Annotated in this window: 18 protein-coding genes; all 18 read left to right on the forward strand. The window is 56.9% G+C overall.

Going from position 1 to position 20739, the window contains the following annotated elements; translation table 11 throughout:
* Positions 1–6 precede the first annotated feature (6 nt).
* The 18 genes from CAG41_RS00630 (at position 7) to CAG41_RS00715 (ending at position 20709) form a co-directional block, all read left to right on the forward strand.
* Positions 7–879 (forward strand): ParB/RepB/Spo0J family partition protein, encoded by an 873-nt coding sequence (locus CAG41_RS00630; protein WP_085579261.1) that lies wholly within the window; start codon positions 7–9, stop codon positions 877–879.
* A gap of 148 nt (positions 880–1027) precedes the next feature.
* A complete protein-coding gene (locus CAG41_RS00635) occupies positions 1028–1435 on the forward strand; it encodes a F0F1 ATP synthase subunit I (protein WP_085579259.1) in 408 nt (135 codons plus the stop codon).
* 16 nt (positions 1436–1451) lie between these two features.
* On the forward strand, positions 1452–2321 hold the full coding sequence (gene atpB, locus CAG41_RS00640; protein ID WP_085579257.1) for a F0F1 ATP synthase subunit A: 870 nt from the start codon (positions 1452–1454) through the stop codon (positions 2319–2321).
* Positions 2322–2454: 133 nt separating this feature from the next.
* Entirely contained in the window at positions 2455–2712 is a 258-nt protein-coding gene (gene atpE / locus CAG41_RS00645; protein ID WP_003097235.1) for a F0F1 ATP synthase subunit C, read from the forward strand.
* A 58-nt stretch (positions 2713–2770) separates the two neighbouring features.
* Complete coding sequence (locus CAG41_RS00650; RefSeq protein WP_085579255.1) at positions 2771–3241, forward strand: F0F1 ATP synthase subunit B; 471 nt, start codon at positions 2771–2773, stop codon at positions 3239–3241.
* A gap of 12 nt (positions 3242–3253) precedes the next feature.
* Positions 3254–3790, forward strand: coding sequence for a F0F1 ATP synthase subunit delta (locus CAG41_RS00655; protein WP_085579253.1), 537 nt, complete (start codon positions 3254–3256; stop codon positions 3788–3790).
* A gap of 21 nt (positions 3791–3811) precedes the next feature.
* Complete coding sequence (gene atpA, locus CAG41_RS00660) at positions 3812–5356, forward strand: F0F1 ATP synthase subunit alpha (RefSeq protein WP_085579251.1); 1545 nt, start codon at positions 3812–3814, stop codon at positions 5354–5356.
* Positions 5357–5406: 50 nt separating this feature from the next.
* On the forward strand, positions 5407–6267 hold the full coding sequence (gene atpG, locus CAG41_RS00665; protein WP_085579249.1) for a F0F1 ATP synthase subunit gamma: 861 nt from the start codon (positions 5407–5409) through the stop codon (positions 6265–6267).
* 27 nt (positions 6268–6294) lie between these two features.
* On the forward strand, positions 6295–7671 hold the full coding sequence (gene atpD, locus CAG41_RS00670) for a F0F1 ATP synthase subunit beta (RefSeq protein ID WP_065260117.1): 1377 nt from the start codon (positions 6295–6297) through the stop codon (positions 7669–7671).
* 45 nt (positions 7672–7716) lie between these two features.
* A complete protein-coding gene (locus CAG41_RS00675; RefSeq protein ID WP_085579247.1) occupies positions 7717–8142 on the forward strand; it encodes a F0F1 ATP synthase subunit epsilon in 426 nt (141 codons plus the stop codon).
* A 116-nt stretch (positions 8143–8258) separates the two neighbouring features.
* Complete coding sequence (gene glmU, locus CAG41_RS00680) at positions 8259–9626, forward strand: bifunctional UDP-N-acetylglucosamine diphosphorylase/glucosamine-1-phosphate N-acetyltransferase GlmU (protein ID WP_085579245.1); 1368 nt, start codon at positions 8259–8261, stop codon at positions 9624–9626.
* Between the two features lie 215 nt (positions 9627–9841).
* The gene (locus CAG41_RS00685; protein WP_085579242.1) at positions 9842–10618 is read left to right on the forward strand and encodes a DeoR/GlpR family DNA-binding transcription regulator; all 777 of its coding nucleotides are present in this window, start codon (positions 9842–9844) and stop codon (positions 10616–10618) included.
* A gap of 2 nt (positions 10619–10620) precedes the next feature.
* Entirely contained in the window at positions 10621–12453 is a 1833-nt protein-coding gene (gene glmS, locus CAG41_RS00690) for a glutamine--fructose-6-phosphate transaminase (isomerizing) (protein WP_085638699.1), read from the forward strand.
* Positions 12454–12734: 281 nt separating this feature from the next.
* Positions 12735–13589 (forward strand): TnsA endonuclease N-terminal domain-containing protein, encoded by an 855-nt coding sequence (locus tag CAG41_RS00695; protein ID WP_085706601.1) that lies wholly within the window; start codon positions 12735–12737, stop codon positions 13587–13589.
* A complete protein-coding gene (locus tag CAG41_RS00700) occupies positions 13586–15754 on the forward strand; it encodes a Mu transposase C-terminal domain-containing protein (RefSeq protein ID WP_085706602.1) in 2169 nt (722 codons plus the stop codon). The genes CAG41_RS00695 and CAG41_RS00700 overlap by 4 nt, the downstream gene beginning before the upstream one ends.
* Positions 15751–17214, forward strand: coding sequence for an ATP-binding protein (locus CAG41_RS00705; RefSeq protein WP_085706603.1), 1464 nt, complete (start codon positions 15751–15753; stop codon positions 17212–17214). The genes CAG41_RS00700 and CAG41_RS00705 overlap by 4 nt, the downstream gene beginning before the upstream one ends.
* 72 nt (positions 17215–17286) lie before the next feature.
* The gene (locus CAG41_RS00710; protein WP_371917404.1) at positions 17287–18897 is read left to right on the forward strand and encodes a TnsD family Tn7-like transposition protein; all 1611 of its coding nucleotides are present in this window, start codon (positions 17287–17289) and stop codon (positions 18895–18897) included.
* Positions 18898–19023: 126 nt separating this feature from the next.
* Entirely contained in the window at positions 19024–20709 is a 1686-nt protein-coding gene (locus CAG41_RS00715) for a TniQ family protein (protein WP_085706605.1), read from the forward strand.
* Positions 20710–20739: the final 30 nt, after the last annotated feature.

Raw genomic sequence — 20739 nt, forward strand, 5'->3', positions numbered from 1 at the left:
ATCCCCATGGCCGTCAAGAAACGAGGTCTCGGACGTGGACTGGATGCACTGCTGAGCGGTCCGAGCGTCAGCGCACTGGAAGAGCAGGCGGCGCAGGCCGATCTGCGCGAACTGCAGCACTTGCCGCTGGACCTGCTCCAGCGCGGCAAGTACCAACCGCGCCGGGACATGGATCCGCAAGCGCTCGAAGAGCTGGCGCAATCGATCAAGGCCCAGGGCGTGATGCAGCCGATCGTGGTGCGCCCCATCGGCAGCGGCCGCTTCGAAATCATCGCCGGCGAGCGCCGCTGGCGCGCCAGCCAGCAGGCCGGGCAGGAAACCATCCCGGCGATGGTGCGCGACGTGCCGGACGAAACGGCCATCGCCATCGCGCTGATCGAGAACATCCAGCGCGAAGACCTGAACCCGATCGAAGAAGCGATCGCCCTGCAGCGCCTGCAGCAGGAATTCCAGCTGACCCAGCAACAGGTCGCCGAGGCGGTGGGCAAGTCCCGCGTCACGGTGGCCAACCTGCTGCGGCTGATCGCCTTGCCTGAAGTGATCAAGACCATGCTGTCCCATGGTGACCTGGAAATGGGGCACGCCCGTGCCTTGCTCGGTTTGCCGGACAATCAGCAGGTCGAAGGGGCGCGACATGTTGTCGCACGCAGCCTCACCGTGCGCCAAACCGAGGCACTGGTTCGGCAATGGCTCAGCGGCAAACCGCAGCCTGCGGAGCCGGCCAAACCGGACCCGGACATCGCCCGCCTCGAACAGCGTCTGGCCGAGCGCCTAGGCTCTGCGGTGCAGATCCGCCACGGCAAGAAGGGCAAGGGTCAGCTGGTGATCGGCTACAACTCCCTCGACGAGCTTCAGGGCGTGCTTGCACACATCCGCTGAAACAATTCCTCTTGTAGCGCGCAGTCGGAAATCACTACCTGACAGTTGAATAGGGGCAGAACCGCCCCTATACTCTGCGCGCATTTTGTCGGCACAAATTATGCCAAGTTATTGAATTTCGGCAGCCGACCATTGGAGAGCAACAGTGATGGAAACCCGCACGCCAAACCGCTTGCCTTTCCATCGCCTGGCGGTTTTTCCGGTGTTGATGGCTCAGTTGGTCATTCTGCTGATCGCCGCTTTGGCGCTTTGGCAATGGCGCGGAGTCGTTGCCGGATACTCGGGTCTTTGCGGAGGCCTGATAGCCTTGCTGCCCAATGTTTATTTCGCTCACAAGGCATTTCGGTTTTCCGGCGCCCGAGCAGCCCAGTCCATCGTCCGGTCTTTTTACGCCGGCGAGGCAGGCAAACTGATTTTGACGGCAGTGCTGTTTGCACTGGTGTTTGCAGGTGTGAAGCCATTGGCGCCGATCGCTGTGTTCGGCGCGTTCGTGCTGACCCAGTCGGTCAGCTGGTTCGCTCCCCTGCTGATGAGAACAAGACTTTCGAGACCTTAGGGCGTTTGAGGCAACCATGGCAGAAACAACGGCTTCGGGCTATATCCAGCACCACTTGCAGAACCTGACCTTCGGTCAGCTACCCAACGGCGGCTGGGGCTTTGCCCACACCGCGGCAGAAGCCAAGGAAATGGGTTTCTGGGCTTTCCACGTCGATACCCTCGGCTGGTCGGTTGCCCTGGGCCTGATCTTCGTATTCCTGTTCCGCATGGCGGCCAAGAAGGCGACCTCCGGTCAGCCGGGCGCGCTGCAGAACTTCGTTGAAGTCCTGGTCGAGTTCGTCGACGGCAGCGTGAAGGACAGCTTCCACGGCCGCAGCCCGGTGATCGCACCGCTGGCGCTGACCATCTTCGTATGGGTGTTCCTGATGAACGCCGTCGACCTGGTGCCGGTGGACTGGATCCCTCAACTGGCCATCCTGATCTCCGGTGACCACCACATCCCGTTCCGCGCCGTGTCGACCACCGACCCGAACGCGACCCTGGGCATGGCGTTCTCGGTTTTCGCACTGATCATCTTCTACAGCATCAAGGTCAAGGGCATCGGCGGCTTCATCGGCGAGCTGACCCTGCACCCGTTCGGCAGCAAGAACATCCTGGTCCAGGCGCTCCTGATCCCGGTGAACTTCCTGCTGGAGTTCGTGACCCTGATCGCCAAACCGATCTCTCTGGCACTGCGTCTGTTCGGCAACATGTATGCCGGCGAGCTGGTGTTCATCCTGATCGCCGTGATGTTCGGCTCCGGCCTGCTGTGGCTGAGCGGCCTGGGCGTTGCGCTGCAGTGGGCGTGGGCTGTGTTCCACATCCTGATCATCACCCTGCAGGCGTTCATCTTCATGATGCTGACCATCGTCTACCTGTCGATGGCGCACGAAGAAAACCATTAAGGGCAGCTTCGGCTGGTCTGATGTCCCTCCCGGTCAAACGGGAGGGGGCTCCTGACGGGGCCTCTGAAACGATTTGTTTTACCGCTTTAATCTAAAAAACCTAAACCATACGACGTAAAAGTCGGGAGGAAAGATGGAAACTGTAGTTGGTCTAACCGCTATCGCTGTTGCACTGTTGATCGGCCTGGGCGCACTGGGTACCGCAATTGGTTTCGGCCTGCTGGGCGGCAAGTTCCTGGAAGGCGCTGCGCGTCAGCCGGAAATGGTTCCAATGCTGCAAGTCAAAATGTTCATCGTTGCCGGTCTGCTCGACGCCGTAACCATGATCGGTGTTGGTATCGCTCTGTTCTTCACCTTTGCGAACCCGTTCGTTGGTCAGATCGCTGGCTGATTACTCGGATCTTCCGGGTAATTTGGTGTGATGGACAACGTAACTGCGAGGTGTTGGCGTGAACATTAATGCGACCCTGATTGGCCAGTCCGTTGCGTTCCTGATTTTTGTACTGTTCTGCATGAAGTTCGTATGGCCTCCGGTCATCGCGGCTCTGCACGAACGTCAAAAGAAGATCGCTGATGGTCTGGACGCTGCCAGCCGTGCAGCTCGCGACCTGGAGTTGGCCCAAGAGAAAGCGGGTCAGCAACTGCGCGAAGCGAAAGCCCAGGCAGCTGAAATCATCGAGCAAGCCAAGAAGCGCGGTAACCAGATCGTTGACGAAGCCCGTGAACAGGCTCGCGTCGAAGCTGACCGTGTGAAGGCTCAGGCTCAGGCCGAGATCGAACAGGAACTGAACAGTGTCAAAGACGCGCTGCGTGCCCAAGTGGGCAGCCTGGCCGTTGGCGGCGCTTCGAAGATCCTGGGCAAGTCAATCGATCAAAACGCGCACGCAGAGCTGGTTAACCAACTGGCTGCTGAAATCTAAGCGAGGGCGATCATGGCAGAACTGACCACGTTGGCCCGACCTTACGCTAAGGCGGCCTTCGAGCACGCTCAGGCCCACCAGCAACTGGCCAATTGGTCAGCCATGCTCGGCCTGGCAGCAGCGGTGTCGCAAGACGGCACCATGCAGCGCGTGCTCAAGGCCCCGCGACTGACGAGCGCAGAAAAGGCCGCCACGTTCATTGACGTGTGCGGCGACAAGTTTGATGACAAGGCACAGAACTTCATCCACGTCGTTGCCGAAAACGACCGTCTCCCGCTGTTGCCGGAGATCGCCGCCCTGTTCGACCTGTACAAGGCCGAGCAGGAGAAATCGGTAGATGTGGAAGTCACCAGTGCATTCGCATTGAACCAAGAACAGCAAGACAAACTCGCCAAGGTTCTCAGTGCACGACTCAACCGGGAAGTGCGCCTGCAGGTCGAGGAAGACAGCTCCCTTATCGGGGGCGTTGTCATCCGCGCCGGCGACCTGGTTATCGATGGCTCAGTTAGCGGCAAACTCGCGAAACTGGCCGAAGCATTGAAATCTTGAGTTTGAAGGGGCAGCAGAGCAATGCAGCAACTCAATCCTTCCGAAATTAGTGAAATTATCAAGGGCCGCATCGAAAAGCTCGATGTGACCTCCCAAGCCCGTAACGAAGGCACTGTCGTCAGCGTATCTGACGGCATCGTGCGGATTCACGGTCTGGCCGACGTCATGTACGGCGAGATGATCGAGTTTCCGGGCGGCGTCTACGGTATGGCCCTCAACCTGGAGCAAGACTCCGTAGGTGCCGTTGTACTGGGCGCGTACACCAGTCTGGCTGAAGGCATGAGCGCCAAGTGCACCGGCCGCATCCTGGAAGTTCCTGTCGGTAAGGAGCTGCTGGGTCGCGTCGTCGACGCACTGGGCAACCCTGTCGACGGCAAGGGTCCGCTGAACAACACCGAGACCGACGCGGTCGAGAAAGTTGCTCCGGGCGTGATCTGGCGTAAGTCGGTAGACCAGCCTGTACAGACTGGCTACAAGGCCGTCGATGCCATGATCCCTGTCGGCCGTGGCCAGCGTGAGCTGATCATCGGCGACCGTCAGATCGGCAAGACCGCTCTGGCGATCGACGCGATCATCAACCAGAAAGACAGCGGCATTTTCTGCGTCTACGTAGCCGTTGGTCAGAAGCAATCGACCATCGCCAACGTGGTTCGCAAGCTGGAAGAGAACGGTGCACTGGCCAACACCATCATCGTTGCCGCCAGCGCCTCGGAATCCGCCGCACTGCAATTCCTGGCTCCTTACGCCGGTTGCACCATGGGCGAATTCTTCCGTGACCGCGGTGAAGACGCACTGATCGTCTACGATGACCTGTCCAAGCAGGCCGTAGCCTACCGTCAGATCTCCCTGCTGCTGCGCCGTCCGCCAGGACGCGAAGCGTACCCAGGCGACGTGTTCTATCTCCACTCCCGTCTGCTGGAGCGCGCATCCCGCGTTTCGGAAGAGTACGTCGAGAAGTTCACCAACGGCGCAGTGACCGGCAAAACCGGTTCCCTGACCGCTCTGCCGATCATCGAAACCCAGGCTGGCGACGTTTCCGCGTTCGTTCCGACCAACGTGATCTCCATCACCGACGGTCAGATCTTCCTGGAATCGGCCATGTTCAACTCGGGCATCCGCCCTGCAGTGAACGCCGGTGTTTCGGTATCCCGTGTGGGTGGTGCCGCTCAGACCAAGATCATCAAGAAGCTGTCGGGCGGTATCCGTACCGCGCTGGCCCAGTACCGTGAACTGGCGGCATTCGCCCAGTTCGCATCGGACCTGGACGAAGCGACCCGCAAGCAACTCGAGCATGGTCAGCGCGTTACCGAGCTGATGAAGCAGAAGCAATACGCGCCGATGTCGATCGCCGACATGTCGCTGTCGCTGTATGCCGCTGAGCGTGGGTTCCTGACCGACATCGAAATCGCCAAAGTCGGCAGCTTCGAGCAAGCGCTGATTGCTTACTTCAACCGCGATCACGCCGATTTGATGGCCAAGATCAACGTGAAGGGTGACTTCAATGACGAAATCGACGCTGGCCTCAAAGCCGGTATCGAGAAGTTCAAGGCCACCCAAACCTGGTAAGCCGCAGCGGGAGCCGCAAGGCTCCCGCTTGCTAACCTGATAGGTGTTACATGGCAGGCGCAAAAGAGATTCGCAGTAAGATTGCGAGCATCAAAAGCACGCAAAAAATTACCAGCGCCATGGAAAAAGTGGCGGTCAGCAAAATGCGCAAGGCACAACTGCGCATGGCTGCTAGCCGTCCTTATGCGGAGCGTATCCGCCAGGTAATTGGGCATCTGGCCAACGCCAACCCGGAATACCGCCATCCGTTCATGATCGACCGCGAAGTGAAGCGTGTCGGCTATGTCGTGGTGAGCAGTGACCGTGGTCTGTGCGGCGGCTTGAACACCAACCTGTTCAAGGCCCTGGTCAAGGACATGACGGTAAACCGCGAAAACGGCGTCGAGATTGATCTGTGCGTTGTAGGCAGCAAGGGTGCGGCGTTTTTCCGCAACTTCGGCGGTAACGTCGTCGCAGCCATCAGCCACTTGGGTGAAGAGCCGTCGATCAATGACCTGATCGGCAGCGTCAAGGTAATGCTGGATGCCTACCTGGAAGGCCGTATCGACCGCCTGTCCGTGGTGTCCAACAAGTTCGTCAACACCATGACGCAGACGCCGACCGTGGAGCAGTTGATTCCACTGGTGGCGACCCCGGATCAAGAACTCAAGCACCACTGGGACTATCTCTACGAACCGGACGCCAAAGAGCTGCTTGACGGCCTGATGGTGCGTTACGTGGAGTCGCAGGTGTACCAGGCGGTGGTCGAGAACAACGCGGCTGAACAAGCTGCGCGGATGATCGCGATGAAGAACGCCACCGACAACGCCGGTGATTTGATCAGCGATTTGCAGCTGATCTACAACAAGGCGCGTCAGGCTGCGATCACCCAAGAGATCTCGGAAATCGTCGGCGGCGCTGCCGCGGTTTAACGGTTCAAATATTCAGAGGATCCAGCTATGAGTAGCGGACGTATCGTTCAAATCATCGGCGCCGTCATCGACGTGGAATTCCCACGCGACAGCGTACCGAGCATCTACGACGCCTTGAAGGTTCAAGGCGCCGAAACCACCCTGGAAGTTCAGCAGCAGCTGGGCGACGGCGTGGTTCGTACCATTGCGATGGGCTCGACCGAAGGCCTGAAGCGTGGTCTGGACGTCAACAACACTGGCGCAGCCATCTCCGTACCGGTCGGTAAAGCGACCCTGGGCCGGATCATGGACGTGCTGGGCAACCCGATCGACGAAGCCGGCCCGATCGGCGAAGAAGAGCGCTGGGGCATCCACCGCGCCGCTCCTTCCTTCGCGGAACAAGCCGGCGGCAACGACCTGCTCGAAACCGGCATCAAGGTTATCGACCTGGTCTGCCCGTTCGCCAAGGGCGGTAAAGTCGGTCTGTTCGGTGGTGCCGGTGTAGGCAAGACCGTAAACATGATGGAACTGATCCGTAACATCGCCATCGAGCACAGCGGTTACTCCGTGTTCGCCGGTGTGGGCGAGCGTACCCGTGAGGGTAACGACTTCTACCACGAGATGAAGGACTCCAACGTTCTGGACAAAGTGGCACTGGTCTACGGCCAGATGAACGAGCCGCCGGGAAACCGTCTGCGCGTAGCCCTGACCGGCCTGACCATGGCCGAGAAGTTCCGTGACGAAGGTAACGACGTTCTGCTGTTCGTCGACAACATCTACCGTTACACCCTGGCCGGTACCGAAGTGTCCGCACTGCTGGGCCGTATGCCATCGGCGGTAGGTTACCAGCCGACCCTGGCTGAAGAGATGGGCGTGCTGCAAGAGCGCATCACTTCGACCAAGCAAGGTTCGATCACCTCGATCCAGGCCGTATACGTACCTGCGGACGACCTGACCGACCCGTCGCCGGCGACCACCTTCGCCCACTTGGACGCCACCGTCGTTCTGTCCCGTGACATCGCTTCCCTGGGTATCTACCCAGCGGTAGACCCACTGGACTCGACTTCGCGTCAGCTGGACCCGAACGTGATCGGCAACGAGCACTACGAAACCGCTCGCGGCGTTCAGTACGTGCTGCAGCGCTACAAAGAGCTGAAGGACATCATTGCGATCCTGGGCATGGACGAGCTGTCGGAAACCGACAAGCAGTTGGTGGCCCGCGCCCGTAAGATCCAGCGCTTCTTGTCGCAGCCGTTCTTCGTGGCTGAAGTCTTCACCGGTGCTTCGGGTAAATACGTTTCCCTGAAGGACACCATTGCTGGCTTCAAAGGCATCCTCAACGGTGACTACGACCACCTGCCGGAACAAGCGTTCTACATGGTTGGCGGCATCGAAGAAGCGATCGAGAAAGCCAAGAAACTGTAATCCCGGCGCCCGGCAACGGGCGCTAATTTAGGTTGAGGCAATCAGATGGCTATGACAGTCCATTGCGACATCGTCAGTGCGGAAGGGGAAATCTTTTCCGGCCTGGTCGAGATGGTGATTGCGCACGGTGCACTGGGTGATCTGGGTATCGCTCTGGGTCACGCGCCGCTGATCACCAATCTCAAGCCGGGTCCGATCCGCCTGATCAAGCAAGGCGGGGATGCCGAGGTGTTCTACATCTCCGGCGGTTTCCTCGAGGTTCAGCCGAACATGGTCAAGGTTCTCGCCGACACCGTGCAACGTGCTGCCGACCTGGATGAAGCCTCTGCTCAGGAAGCCGTCAAGGCCGCCGAGCGGGCTCTGCACGACAAAGGCGCTGATTTCGATTACGGCGCTGCGTCCGCACGTCTGGCCGAGGCCGCAGCTCAGCTGCGTACCGTCCAGCAGATCCGCAAGAAGTTCGGTGGTTAATCCACCGGTCGCTTGTTGTGCGATTGTTAAAAAAGGGTAGCCTCGGCTACCCTTTTTTATTTCCGATTTTCACAACCCGGTCGCAATCGCTGACCACCCAGGATTGGTAGCCAGTCATGTCTCTTGAAATCGTTATCCTCGCGGCCGGCCAAGGCACCCGCATGCGTTCGGCGCTGCCGAAGGTGCTGCACCCGATCGCCGGCAACTCCATGCTCGGCCATGTTATCCACAGCGCCCGCCAGCTGGAGCCGCAGCGCATCCATGTGGTGATCGGGCACGGGGCCGATGCGGTGCGCGAACGCCTGGCGGCCGATGACCTGAATTTCGTGCTGCAGGACAAGCAACTGGGCACCGGCCACGCCGTCGCCCAAGCCGTGCCGTTCATCCAGGCCGATACCGTGCTGATCCTCTACGGCGATGTGCCGTTGATCGAGGTCGACACCCTGCGCCGCCTGCTGAAGCAGGCAGGCCCTGAACAGCTCGGGCTGCTGACCGTCGAGCTCGACGACCCGACCGGCTACGGCCGCATCGTGCGCGACGCCGACGGCAAGGTCACGGCCATCGTCGAGCAGAAGGACGCCAACGAGGCCCAGCGGGCCATCACCGAAGGCAACACCGGCATTCTGGCCCTGCCGTTCCGGCGCATGGGCGACTGGATGGGCCGGCTCTCCAACAACAACGCCCAGGGCGAGTATTACCTGACCGATGTGATCGCCATGGCGGTCAGCGACGGCCTGGTGGTGGCCACCGAGCAGCCAGACGACGCGATGGAAGTGCAGGGCGCCAACGACCGCAAGCAGCTGTCCGAACTGGAGCGCCACTATCAGTTGCGCGCCGGCCGCCGGCTGATGGCCCAGGGCGTGACGCTGCGTGACCCGGCCCGTTTCGATGTGCGCGGGGAAGTGACCGTCGGTCGGGACGTGCTGATCGACATCAACGTCATTCTCGAAGGCAAGGTGGTCATCGAGGACGACGTGGTCATCGGCCCGAACTGCGTGATCAAGGACAGCACCCTGCGCAAGGGCGCGGTGGTCAAGGCCAACAGCCACCTCGAAGGGGCGGTGCTGGGCGAAGGCAGCGATGCCGGACCGTTCGCCCGCCTGCGCCCGGGCACCGTGCTGGAAGCCCGGGCCCATGTGGGTAACTTCGTCGAACTGAAGAACGCCCACATGGGCGAGGGCGCCAAGGCCGGGCACCTGACGTACTTGGGCGATGCGCAGATCGGCGCCCGCACCAACATCGGCGCCGGCACCATCACCTGCAACTACGATGGCGCCAACAAGTGGAAGACCGTGCTGGGTGAGGACGTGTTCATCGGCTCCAACAACTCGTTGGTGGCGCCTGTGGATATCTCTGCCGGTGCGACCACCGCGGCCGGTTCGACCATCACCCAGAATGTGGATAAGGCCCAATTGGCGGTCGGCCGTGCGAAACAGCGCAACATCGACGGCTGGAAACGACCGGAGAAGATCAAGAAGGGCTGAGTTATCCACATCAGCAGGCGGGCCGACAGTTATGCACAGCTCGGCTCCTCCCTTTCGCGGGCAAGCCGCTCCAACAGGTTCCTTGAGAATCATGGTGGGAGCGGGCTTGCCCGCGAAGCTTTTCCACAGAAGAAATTCCTGCGGCAGGCTTGACCATTTTTCACTGATAGGTTTTGATTGCGCTCATTATCTTTCGAATCGAAACTTAATCGGCCATGTCGAAACGCAATACGCCCCAACGGCGCCATAACATCCTGGCCTTGCTCAACGAGCAGGGCGAAGTGAGCGTGGATGAACTGGCGAAACGCTTCGAAACCTCCGAAGTTACGATTCGCAAGGATCTGGCCGCACTGGAAAGCCATGGCCTGCTGCTGCGCCGTTACGGCGGCGCCATCACCATGCCGCAGGAACTGGTGGCGGACACCAGCCAGAACGTCTCGAAATATAAGCAGGCCATCGCCCGCGCGGCGGTCACGCGCATCCGCGAGCACGCCCGCATCATCATCGACAGCGGCAGCACCACCGCCGCCATGATCCCGGAACTCGGCCATCAGCCGGGCCTGGTGGTCATGACCAACTCCCTTCACGTCGCCAATGCCTTGAGCGAGCTCGAGCACGAACCCGTGCTGCTGATGACCGGCGGCACCTGGGATCCGCATTCGGAGTCCTTTCAGGGCCAGGTCGCCGAGCAGGTACTACGCTCATACGACTTCGACCAGTTGTTCATCGGCGCCGACGGCATTGACCTGGTGCGCGGCACCACGACGTTCAACGAGCTGCTCGGCCTGAGCCGGGTGATGGCCGAAGTGGCGCGGGAGGTGATCGTGATGGTCGAGGCCGACAAGATCGGCCGCAAGATTCCCAACCTGGAGCTGCCCTGGAGCAGCGTCCATACCCTCATCACCGATGATCGCCTGCCTCAGGAGGCACGGGATCAGATACAGGCCCGCGGCATCAATTTGATTTGCGCGACTGTCAGTCAGGAGAAATAAGCATGTGTGGAATTGTCGGCGCCGTCGCTGAACGCAGCATCACCGCCATCCTGCTCGAAGGCCTCAAGCGCCTTGAATACCGGGGCTACGACAGCGCCGGCGTGGCGGTGTACACCAACGCCAACACCCTTGAGCGCACCCGCCGCGTGGGCAAGGTCAGCGAGCTGGATGCGGCCCTGGCCGAGCATCCGCTGGTCGGCCGCCTCGGCATTGCCCACACCCGCTGGGCGACCCACGGCGCGCCGAGCGAACGTAACGCCCACCCGCATTTCTCCGGCGACATCGCCGTGGTGCACAACGGCATCATCGAGAACCACGAAGCCTTGCGCGAACAACTGAAGGCGCTCGGGTATGTCTTTTCTTCGGACACCGACACCGAAGTCATCGCCCACCTGCTCAACCACAAGCTCAAGGAGCTGAAGGACCTGACCGTCGCCCTCAAGGCCACCGTCAAGGAACTGCACGGCGCCTACGGCCTAGCGGTGATCAGCGCGCAGCAGCCCGATCGCGTGGTCGCCGCCCGCAGCGGCAGCCCGCTGGTGATCGGCCTGGGCCTGGGCGAGAACTTCCTCGCCTCCGACCAATTGGCCCTGCGTCAGGTCACCGACCGCTTCATGTACCTGGAAGAGGGCGACATCGCCGACATCCGCCGCGATAGCGTGCAGATCTGGGACGTCAACGGCCAGGCCGTCGAGCGCCAGACCGTGCAGTACAGCGACGGCGCAGAAGCCGCCGACAAGGGCGAGTTCCGCCACTACATGCTCAAGGAAATCCATGAGCAGCCAACGGTGGTGCAACGCACCCTGGAAGGTCGCCTGAGCCAGGACCAGGTTCTCGTTCAAGCCTTCGGCCCGCAGGCCGCCGAACTGTTCGCTAAGGTGCGCAACGTGCAGATCGTCGCGTGCGGCACCAGCTACCACGCCGGCATGGTCGCCCGTTACTGGCTCGAAGAGCTGGCCGGCATTCCGTGCCAGGTCGAAGTCGCCAGCGAGTTCCGCTACCGCAAGGTGGTGGTGCAGCCGGACACCCTGTTCGTCACCATTTCCCAGTCCGGCGAAACCGCCGACACCCTGGCGGCGCTGCGCAACGCCAAGGAACTGGGCTTCCTCGCCAGCCTGGCGATCTGCAACGTCGGCATCAGCTCGCTGGTGCGCGAGTCCGACCTGACCCTGCTGACCCAGGCCGGCCGCGAAATCGGCGTGGCCTCGACCAAGGCCTTCACCACCCAACTGGTGGGCCTGCTGCTGCTCACCCTGTCCCTGGGCCAAGTGCGCGGCACCCTGGGCGCCGGTGTCGAAGCCACCCTGGTGGAAGAACTGCGCCGCCTGCCGACCCGCCTCGGCGAGGCCCTGGCCATGGACAGCACCGTGGAGAAGATCTCCGAGCTGTTCGCCGAGAAGAACCACACCCTGTTCCTGGGCCGTGGCGCGCAATTCCCGGTGGCGATGGAAGGGGCCCTGAAACTCAAGGAGATCTCCTACATCCACGCCGAGGCCTACCCGGCCGGCGAGCTGAAGCACGGCCCGCTGGCGCTGGTGGACAACGACATGCCGGTGGTCACCGTCGCGCCGAACAACGAACTGCTGGAGAAGCTCAAGTCCAACCTGCAGGAAGTCCGCGCCCGCGGCGGCGAACTCATTGTGTTCGCCGACGAAAAGGCCGGGATGTCCAACGGCGAAGGCACCCACGTGGTGCAGATGCCGCACATCAACGACATCCTGTCGCCGATCCTCTACACCATTCCGTTGCAACTGCTGTCGTACTACGTCGCCGTGCTCAAGGGCACCGACGTGGATCAGCCGCGCAACTTGGCGAAGTCGGTGACGGTGGAATAACTTATCCACAGCTGGCGTACCCTCATGGTTTTTTAAAATAAAGATTGACACTAAATAATAAAGATTGACACAAGCCAACATAGATTGACACAAGGTCTAAACCCCCGTATTTACGGGGGTTTTCCTTTTCTAGATCGGTCCTTCGGTCTGGATTCATCGCTTCGATTTTTAGCTGTAGTAGCCTAGGAATGCCTTCGAGATGACTGCTAGGCCGAGCATCTTTTCCTACAACTATTTCCAGCGTGAAATGAAGCGGTTCGCACGAGCTGAGGAGGCGGGGGTTGCGAGGTCGCAGGTTTGCATCACAGCAGGACATTGAACGGCACATTGCAAACGGATTTGGCGCAGGCGCCGGGGCGAGCTACGTGCCTTGGCTAAGAGTGCAGGATGTTCCGTCAAGGGGGCGTTCGCACAAGATCCTAGGAGTGAAGGTTGATCGGATACATCACCTTCTGTCAGACCTTGAGAGGTCTTATCACCTTGTTTGCGAATTTTCTGAAGACGTTGTGGATATTCGTGAACAATACCCCTTGTTACCCCTAGAGCATGTGCAAACTATTGCCGCTTCAATAGGTGTCCGTTATCCGACGTACCCAGGCACCAAAGTGCCATATGTAATGACAACGGATTTTCTATTAACCGTTCGAGAGCCAGGTGGAGGTTTTAAAACTGTTGCTAGAACGGTTAAGTATCAAAAGGATTTGGATGGTAAAGGGGTGAAGAGAACGCTTGAAAAGCTTGAAGTTGAAAAGCGGTTTTGGCAAAAACAAGGAGTTGATTGGAATGTCGTTACTGAAGAGCACTTCACTCGGGATTTGATAAAGAATCTTGGAATGCTCAGGAAATACTCAAAGCTGCCGAGGGACTTAATGAAGTCATCCTTGCATGCTAGATTCATCGAGCTCCTAGAGAACAGCAGACCCTATCCATGGAGTTTGGCGGAGTGTCTGCGAAAAATTGCCTCTCAGTTATCTATATCATATGCCGACGCCAGAGGAATGTTTTTTTATTTTGTCTGGAATAAAGTCATCAAGATTGATTTGTTGAATGCCCCTCTATTATTGACTGATGCTTTGCCAGAGTTTGAAGTTGTTCAAACTGCCGGTCAGATATCCTTGAAGGAGAATATGTCATGAAAGTTTTCGTTAATGGCGTATTTGAACCGGTTACAGAGCTCTCCGTTATCAGCGATATGGTTAGGGCTATCCATCTCGATGAAAAACAGGATGTGGTGTATGTCATTGGGTTAACAGAACCTTTTCGGCAGCCCTATGCTGTTGGCCTAGAAGGTTTTCGCTGCTCGTTGAGTTCCGGTGATACCAAGCCAGTAACCATCACTACGCCAGAGTTCATGATGGTGCTTGAGGACGATCTGAGCGAGAAGGCGAAGCAAGCCAGAGATGATAAATGGGATGTCATAGCCCCGCTGATTGAGACTAGTTATCCAGGACAACTATTTGTTCGTGGTGAACTGGGGAGGTTGGTGTCGAACAGAGCTTCGGAGCTTGGAATTCAGCGTAAAACTATTTATCGACTGCTCTACCGGTATTGGGTTTATGGTCAGGTGAGAAACTCATTGCTGAATAATTATGCGGCAGTGGGGGTTTCAGAACGAAACTATGATCCTAGTAGACCGCCGGGGAGGCGGCCAAGGTTTCAAGGAGCTCTTGTCCAACCTGCCAAGATTATTAACGCGGTTGACAAGCGTTGTATCCGGCTTGGGTACTCTTTGTATGTTAATGATAAAAAACCATCTATTGTCAGCGCTTATGACGAAATGCTGAAAAAGTTCTATTCAGTAAAGGATATGTCTAAGAATGATGGTGAGGGGTTTCGTCTACTACCTAGCTCAGAAATACCGAACTATCACCAGTTCTATAATTGGGGTAGGAAGTTTTTCGATGAGGTCGAGACTGAACGTGGGCGTAAAGGGTTAAAAAAATGGCTTAAGGACTGTCGTCCGCTCTCTGGTACTGTCCGCGATTGGCTTCGTGGCCCCTGTCATCAGTTCGAAATCGATGCAACGATTGCCGATATTTATTTGGTAAATAGCTACTCTAGGCGAATACTGATAGGTCGGCCGGTACTTTACATCGTAGTCGATAGTTTCTCCGGAATGATCGTTGGCCTTTATGTGGGACTGGAGGGCCCTAGTTGGAATGGCGCCAGGCAAGCGCTGTTCAATGCTTTCACCTCCAAGGTCGAGTTCTGTGCCCAGAATGATGTCGAGATCGACCCAGAGGAGTGGGACTGCCACCACCTGCCTTACAACATCTACTCAGACAGGGGGGAGATGCTGTCGCTGGCATCAGAGGGACTTGCGAAAGGTCTGGGCATCGAGATGGGGACTGCACCGCCTTTCCGACCAGACTGGAAGCCGATGGTGGAGAGCCGCTTCGGTATTTTGAATGATCTCACCGGGATCAGATGGCTCCCCGGTGGAGTGGCTGCGCGCGAGCAAGAGAGGGGTGAGCGAGATAACCGGCTAGACGCAACGCTGAACCTGAAAGAGTTCACTCAGATCATCATCAGGTGTGTCCTCCACTACAACCGGCATCATCGGCAGCCCGGTCGGCTCACCCAGGCGATGATGAATGATGGTGTTGAGCCTACTCCTGTCGGGATCTGGACATGGGCTTCTGAAAACGAACTGATCGAGCCCAATAGTCGGCCAGATGAGCTGGTATATCTCCACCTGTTACCTCGTGATCGGGCAACCGTTCAAAAAGGTGGGCTTATGTTCCGCGGCATGCACTATGTCTGTGCAATGGCTGTGGAGAAAAACTGGTTTGCCAAGGCCCGCAGTCGTGGGGTGTGGTCGGTAGAGTGTTGGTACGACCCGAATTCGTCTTCGCATATCTGGATTCACGATGATAGTAAGCAGTTCATCCGTTGTGATCTTCGCCAGTCGGATACTAAGTACGCCGGTTATCGCTCGGACGAAATCTATGATTTGATCGAAGCCTATCGACAAAAACCGCCTGCACACCGGCGCGCCGAGTTGGAAAGCCGTGTGGATCTAACCGACGTGGTCAGTAAGATCATCAACAATGCGCTTGCTGAGCAGAAGCAAGAACCGGCACCCGCGACAAAAGCGAAAGCCGTAGGAAACATTCGCGAGAATCGGGCTGAAGAGCGATTCAGGGAGCGCGAGGCTGCTACTGTTCCTGATGGTGTGCGGGCAAAGCCAACTGATCGAGACGTTGGGCCAACACCCAAAGCACCTGACTCATATGCAGGCCCGCGTAGCGCACAGGTCATCGATATGCTCAAGAGAATCCGCCCAGGACGTACCAAATGAAAGGCGCCCAGATTTTTGCGAGCTACGCCAAGCAGCCTATCCCTGAATACGCTGGCAACCCACTAATCGAGGCGTTGCCTCCGATTCTTTCGGAGACAGCAGCTGCGGAATTGATCTCGAATTTCCCTCAGCCAGTGGATCCCGAAGAGCTCACTTTGGATGGGGCAACCCGGATTCACTGTATAGATCGTTTGAGAACAGTGGTGCAGCCCTTTTTGCTTCACTTGGATTTAGAGTCCATGTTCTCCCTGCTCATCCGTCGGGGGTACGTGGGCCGTAATCCCACTTCCCCTGATACTGTTAGGCATCTGCACTCCTTGTCGGGAGCTCAGCGTTACCATGACGCCTTCAAGTCGACCGCCGAGACTTTCAGCGTGGTGGGCCTAAGCGGTATTGGTAAGTCGACAGCCCTGCACGCCATCTTGAGCCTTTATCCACAAACGATTCGTCATGAGCGTTATGAGGGTAAGCAATTCGTCCATACCCAAATCACTTGGCTCAAGCTCGACTGCCCCCGAGATGGTTCCTTGACGGGGTTTTGCCAGCAGTTTTTTTATGCCGTCGGAAATGCCTTGGGGGACAAGGACTATCACAAGCGTCATAGGCATCGGAACATCAATGATGCACTGCAGCAGATGGAGCAGGTTGCCAGCACATTTTTCATTGGTGCGTTGCTAATCGACGAGCTTCAGAACCTCCACTTGGCTAAAACCGGCGGCAAGGAGAACATGCTGAACTTCTTCCTCAACCTGGTTAACAACATAGGAATTCCTGTCGTTTTCATCGGTACAAACTCGATGATCAGCTTGTTTTCGGATGTCATGCGCAACGCCCGTCGTTGCTGCGGCGTGGGTATGCTGGAGTTCAAACGCTTCGAAAAAGAAGATGACGAATGGAAAACGCTGGTCGAGAACCTTTGGAGTTATCAGTGGTGCAAGCAGACGGCTGAACTGACTGCCGAGATTTTCGATGTGTTGTATGAGCACACCCAAGGCGTTACAGATTTTCTCGTCAAGCTGTTGGTGTTGAGTCAGCGTTATGCGGTTCAAAGCGGCTCGGAGTGTTTGACTGCCGAGATAATTGCGAAGGTGAGCAACTCCAAGATGCAGATCCTGAAGCCAGCATTGTCAGCTCTGCGCAGTCGAGATCCAAAGCGGATGCGGCAGTTCGATGATCTGCTTCCGATCGAAGAGCAACTAAACGACATGATGGCGTTCGAGGGATCGGGTCGAGTAGAGCGCCTTGCTCTGCTTCGGAGTGTCGGGCCGCGTGAACATCCTACAAACCCGACACCAGCAGCTGTTTCCACGAGCAAACCCAAGGCACCTGCTGCTGTTGCTGTCGAGTCCTCTGAGGCTCAGATTCTGAGTGAACACGATTCCACACTTGCAGCGTTGAGGGCTGCCGGTTGGATGAATAATGACCTTTTTGAGTTTTCACCGACGTATCGTAAAAAGTGAGTCGGAGGTGGTGAAATGGATCTTAGATTCCATTTCTTCCCCGCTGCCTTTTCCGACGAGACACTACACAGCATGCTTTCTCGCTATGCACGCCTTTGCGGTGTTCGCAGCTTCAAAGCAGCTTTCGCCGGAGTAAGATCCCCAGCGGCTTTTTCGCAGAGTGTGGCTTTCCCAAGTCACTTGGCCGATTTAGTCGAGGCCCTTCCTTGCGGCACGGGCTTGTCGGTGGCTGAGGTTATCAAGCGTCACACGCTGTTGCCCTACTACTCACCCTTTGTCAGCCAGGATCAAGTAGATCAGGCCCACGCTTTGATGGCCGGCGATGGAACAGGGCTAATGCTCAAGTTGGGAGTCAATGCGAGTCGTCTCGAATTCGCTTGCAGAACGCGTTATTGCCCAGAATGTGTAGCCCAGGATCAGGTTCAAGTTGGAGTCGCCTATTGGCATCGGGTTCACATGCTCCCCGGCGTGCTGGTATGTCCCCATCATGGCACCTTGCTCAACGTCGTGGATCATCGCTGGTTTAGTCGCAATTCTCGGCAACTCAACCTGCCTGGCGATGACAGTGTGCAGGAACACTCGATACCGCTTCATGTCCCATTGCTCTGTCTGCCGGCGCTACATGACATAGCGCTGCGCTCACTACTGGTGCTCGAATCTGAGGTTCATGCTCTGTCGACCTGCAAAGTGCGCTCCACGCTTCTGCAAGGAGCCGTGGAACACGACCTTACTTCCAAGCCCCGTCGCTTGCATCTACGACGTCTTGCGCAGCATATGGCTGCATTCTGCCGAACACTTCCGAATACTTGGGAATATTCGGTACTCAGTGAGGCTCGAGAGGGAGTCCCCGCCACCTGGGTCACTAAGCTACTGCGCAAGCCAAGAGACTCCCACCATCCTCTCAAGTACATCCTGTTGGCCAGCGCACTGAGGGTCGATATGGAGAGCGTGCTGGGTAAGAAGACATTATCCGAGCCACAGATAGCGCCCCCTATTACGGTTGTCTCTCAACCCCCAAAGTGCGCTCCACGGACGTTTGCCATCGAGGGACTGGACTGTATATCGATGGCGGTGTGGAAACATGCGCTCGCGGGAGCCGATGCAAGAAAGATCGCTTCAGTACTGGGGATTTCGCTGGTCCACGTGTATCGGACCATCCGCGGCGTGGAAGGTGGGCCAGACGCCTGGAAAGAGGCCAGGTTTCTCAGCCAGCTCCGCGAAAAACGAATGGTCTTCGATGCTGAGTATCGCTGGCAGAAGGCACATGACTGCCGGGGGTACGCTTGGCTGTATCGTTGCGATCGGCCTTGGCTGACGGAGTGCATTGCGAAGCGAGCTGCCGATCATGCAAACAGAGCGGATAGCGCTGACATGTTCGCCGTTCTCGATGTGAGACTTGCCAAGCAAGTCGGGCAATGTGCCCGATCTCTTCGCTCTTTGCCGGGAAAACCTGTCCGGATCTCACGTACCAGGATCGGTCGAGAGCTACACGTACTGTCCCGTTTCGAGAAACAACTCTCCAAGCTACCCCTCTGTGCAGCAGCACTCATCGAGTTTTGTGAGTCTCTTGAAGAGTTTCACAATCGACGATTGTGGTGGGCGAGGCAAAAGCTTCGTTCGGAGGGAAAGACCATAAGCCAGTCGTCTCTCTACAGGACTGCGAGTATCAGGCGTAGGATTTAGTCAGGTGATGATCGGGTGCCACGTGTTAAGAAAATCCTTACCCTGGTACAGGTTGGCGTGTGTTACAAGGGGGCCGAACCTGGGATATGTGTCCTTTGCGAGCCCTACCTTGTAAGTCGATAACTGATGTCTGATCTGCTTTTTTTCCCGATGTCGATGCCGGACGAGATGTTGCATTCTCGTATCACCCGCTATCACTACCTGTCAGGTAACAGAACCGAAGCAGAGACCTTTCATGATCTGTTCGACTCGACTCCATTTGGCGTCGGAATGCTTCCTAAACAGATCGAGGTACTCGCAGCGAAGCTGCCGGGGGATAGAGAGCGCAATCTCGACGAGCTCATCAGCAACAACACCACTTTTCCAGCCTACCGGCCTTTTTTGGGTATGCTCGACGATGCGGAAAAAGGAGGTGACGGGAGCGTTGTTTCTGAAGTGGCGCGTGTACCGCGTCGAGAAGTAACTGTTCACGGAAAGGCCAAGATCTGTCTCAGCTGCGTACAGCAGGATCTCTTGGAGCTTGGCTATGCCTACTGGCATCGGTCACACCATTTGCCTGGAGTCATGGCCTGCTGGCGTCATGGTGTGCGGCTTATTCACTCCTGCCCAAAGTGCTCTCATCCATTCTATCGGAGATACAAATTACTCCCGAGCTTAACCGAACAATGTGTATGTGGTTGGAGTCCGTTAAAAGCTGCAGAAGGGACGAAATCTTCGGACGTTGAGATGAAGTTTGCAATTTTCGCGTATGAAGTTCTCCAGCGTAATCTTCCATCGATGTGTAGTAAAATTCTCTACTCCTGCCTTGTTCGGCAAACTAGAAAACGCGGTTTCACTCACGGCGAACTAATCAGTACTGCAAAGTTGATTGATAGTATTAGAGCTAAATTTGGGGATGAGCTTTTGTCGCAGATGGACAGGGCTTTTGACCAAGGTAAGCTTCAGACCTGGATCAGGTTTCGGGTTTATAAAGGCCAGATCGATATGCCGTTAGCCCGGCATTTGATTATTGCGTTGCATCTGTTTGGTAGCGCCGAGAAATTTGAACTATCCCTAAGAGAAGAGCTCATTCTTTTTAGCGCTGCAAATTCTGGCATATCTTCAAGAATTAGGCCGGGGCAGTCTAGCAAGAAGGATCAGCATCGACAAAAAATAGAAACGCTAATTGCGCTTCGGCCAGACATTGACTTAGAACATCTTTGGACGAATGCTTATCAAGCTACTCGATGGATCACGGAACATGATAACTCATGGCTTATGGCAAAGCTTCGTGCGGTGAAACATGACCCCGCGTCGCTAGAAGAGGTCAGCGATCCACGAGATCCATCATATGCTGACATCATAAAAGCAGGTGTCGATGATTTGTATAGAATTACTAAAGATCAGAAACGTGTAAATATCGGCAATCTCCTGAAATTGCTTCCAACCCGGATGAACCCTATACCAGCAATTCGTAAACAGAAATTTCCTTTAGTCACTCAGATGGTTGAGCGTCATCTTGAGTCTGTCTGGCATTTTCGATTAAGGCGCTTGGTGTGGGCAATTGCGGAAGTGCGAAGGTTGAACCTCCCTTTGAACACTGGAAGTCTCAGGTTAGTCTCCACGTTACCTGCTCAAGTTTTTCCAATACTTTTTAGCTTCTTTGAATGGAACCTAGAGCAATTAGTCAAAAACGGTATTGGGCCAGAGGCCTTACTCAAGTCGACCGGCGTAGCGCGGAATTGGGAAGGTCCTCCTGGTTATGATTTCATCTTGGGTGGGCATGCATATCGCCGGAAGGGATCCTGTGTCGAACCTTCGGAGCTGATGTGAAAACAGGGTAGTGTCTAATCAGTTTATCGA

This window comes from Pseudomonas sp. B35(2017), from assembly GCF_002113645.1.
Taxonomy (GTDB): Bacteria; Pseudomonadota; Gammaproteobacteria; order Pseudomonadales; family Pseudomonadaceae; genus Aquipseudomonas; species Aquipseudomonas ekonensis.

Excerpts from the sequence above, each read along its gene's own strand:
- CAG41_RS00630 (WP_085579261.1), top strand. The coding sequence starts at position 7 with ATGGCCGTCAAGAAACGAGGTCTCGGACGTGGACTGGATGCACTGCTG.
- CAG41_RS00635 (WP_085579259.1), top strand. The coding sequence starts at position 1,028 with ATGGAAACCCGCACGCCAAACCGCTTGCCTTTCCATCGCCTGGCGGTT.
- atpB (WP_085579257.1), top strand. The coding sequence starts at position 1,452 with ATGGCAGAAACAACGGCTTCGGGCTATATCCAGCACCACTTGCAGAAC.
- atpE (WP_003097235.1), top strand. The coding sequence starts at position 2,455 with ATGGAAACTGTAGTTGGTCTAACCGCTATCGCTGTTGCACTGTTGATC.
- CAG41_RS00655 (WP_085579253.1), top strand. The coding sequence starts at position 3,254 with ATGGCAGAACTGACCACGTTGGCCCGACCTTACGCTAAGGCGGCCTTC.
- atpA (WP_085579251.1), top strand. The coding sequence starts at position 3,812 with ATGCAGCAACTCAATCCTTCCGAAATTAGTGAAATTATCAAGGGCCGC.
- atpG (WP_085579249.1), top strand. The coding sequence starts at position 5,407 with ATGGCAGGCGCAAAAGAGATTCGCAGTAAGATTGCGAGCATCAAAAGC.
- atpD (WP_065260117.1), top strand. The coding sequence starts at position 6,295 with ATGAGTAGCGGACGTATCGTTCAAATCATCGGCGCCGTCATCGACGTG.
- CAG41_RS00675 (WP_085579247.1), top strand. The coding sequence starts at position 7,717 with ATGGCTATGACAGTCCATTGCGACATCGTCAGTGCGGAAGGGGAAATC.
- glmU (WP_085579245.1), top strand. The coding sequence starts at position 8,259 with ATGTCTCTTGAAATCGTTATCCTCGCGGCCGGCCAAGGCACCCGCATG.
- CAG41_RS00685 (WP_085579242.1), top strand. The coding sequence starts at position 9,842 with ATGTCGAAACGCAATACGCCCCAACGGCGCCATAACATCCTGGCCTTG.
- glmS (WP_085638699.1), top strand. The coding sequence starts at position 10,621 with ATGTGTGGAATTGTCGGCGCCGTCGCTGAACGCAGCATCACCGCCATC.
- CAG41_RS00700 (WP_085706602.1), top strand. The coding sequence starts at position 13,586 with ATGAAAGTTTTCGTTAATGGCGTATTTGAACCGGTTACAGAGCTCTCC.
- CAG41_RS00705 (WP_085706603.1), top strand. The coding sequence starts at position 15,751 with ATGAAAGGCGCCCAGATTTTTGCGAGCTACGCCAAGCAGCCTATCCCT.
- CAG41_RS00710 (WP_371917404.1), top strand. The coding sequence starts at position 17,287 with ATGCTTTCTCGCTATGCACGCCTTTGCGGTGTTCGCAGCTTCAAAGCA.
- CAG41_RS00715 (WP_085706605.1), top strand. The coding sequence starts at position 19,024 with ATGTCTGATCTGCTTTTTTTCCCGATGTCGATGCCGGACGAGATGTTG.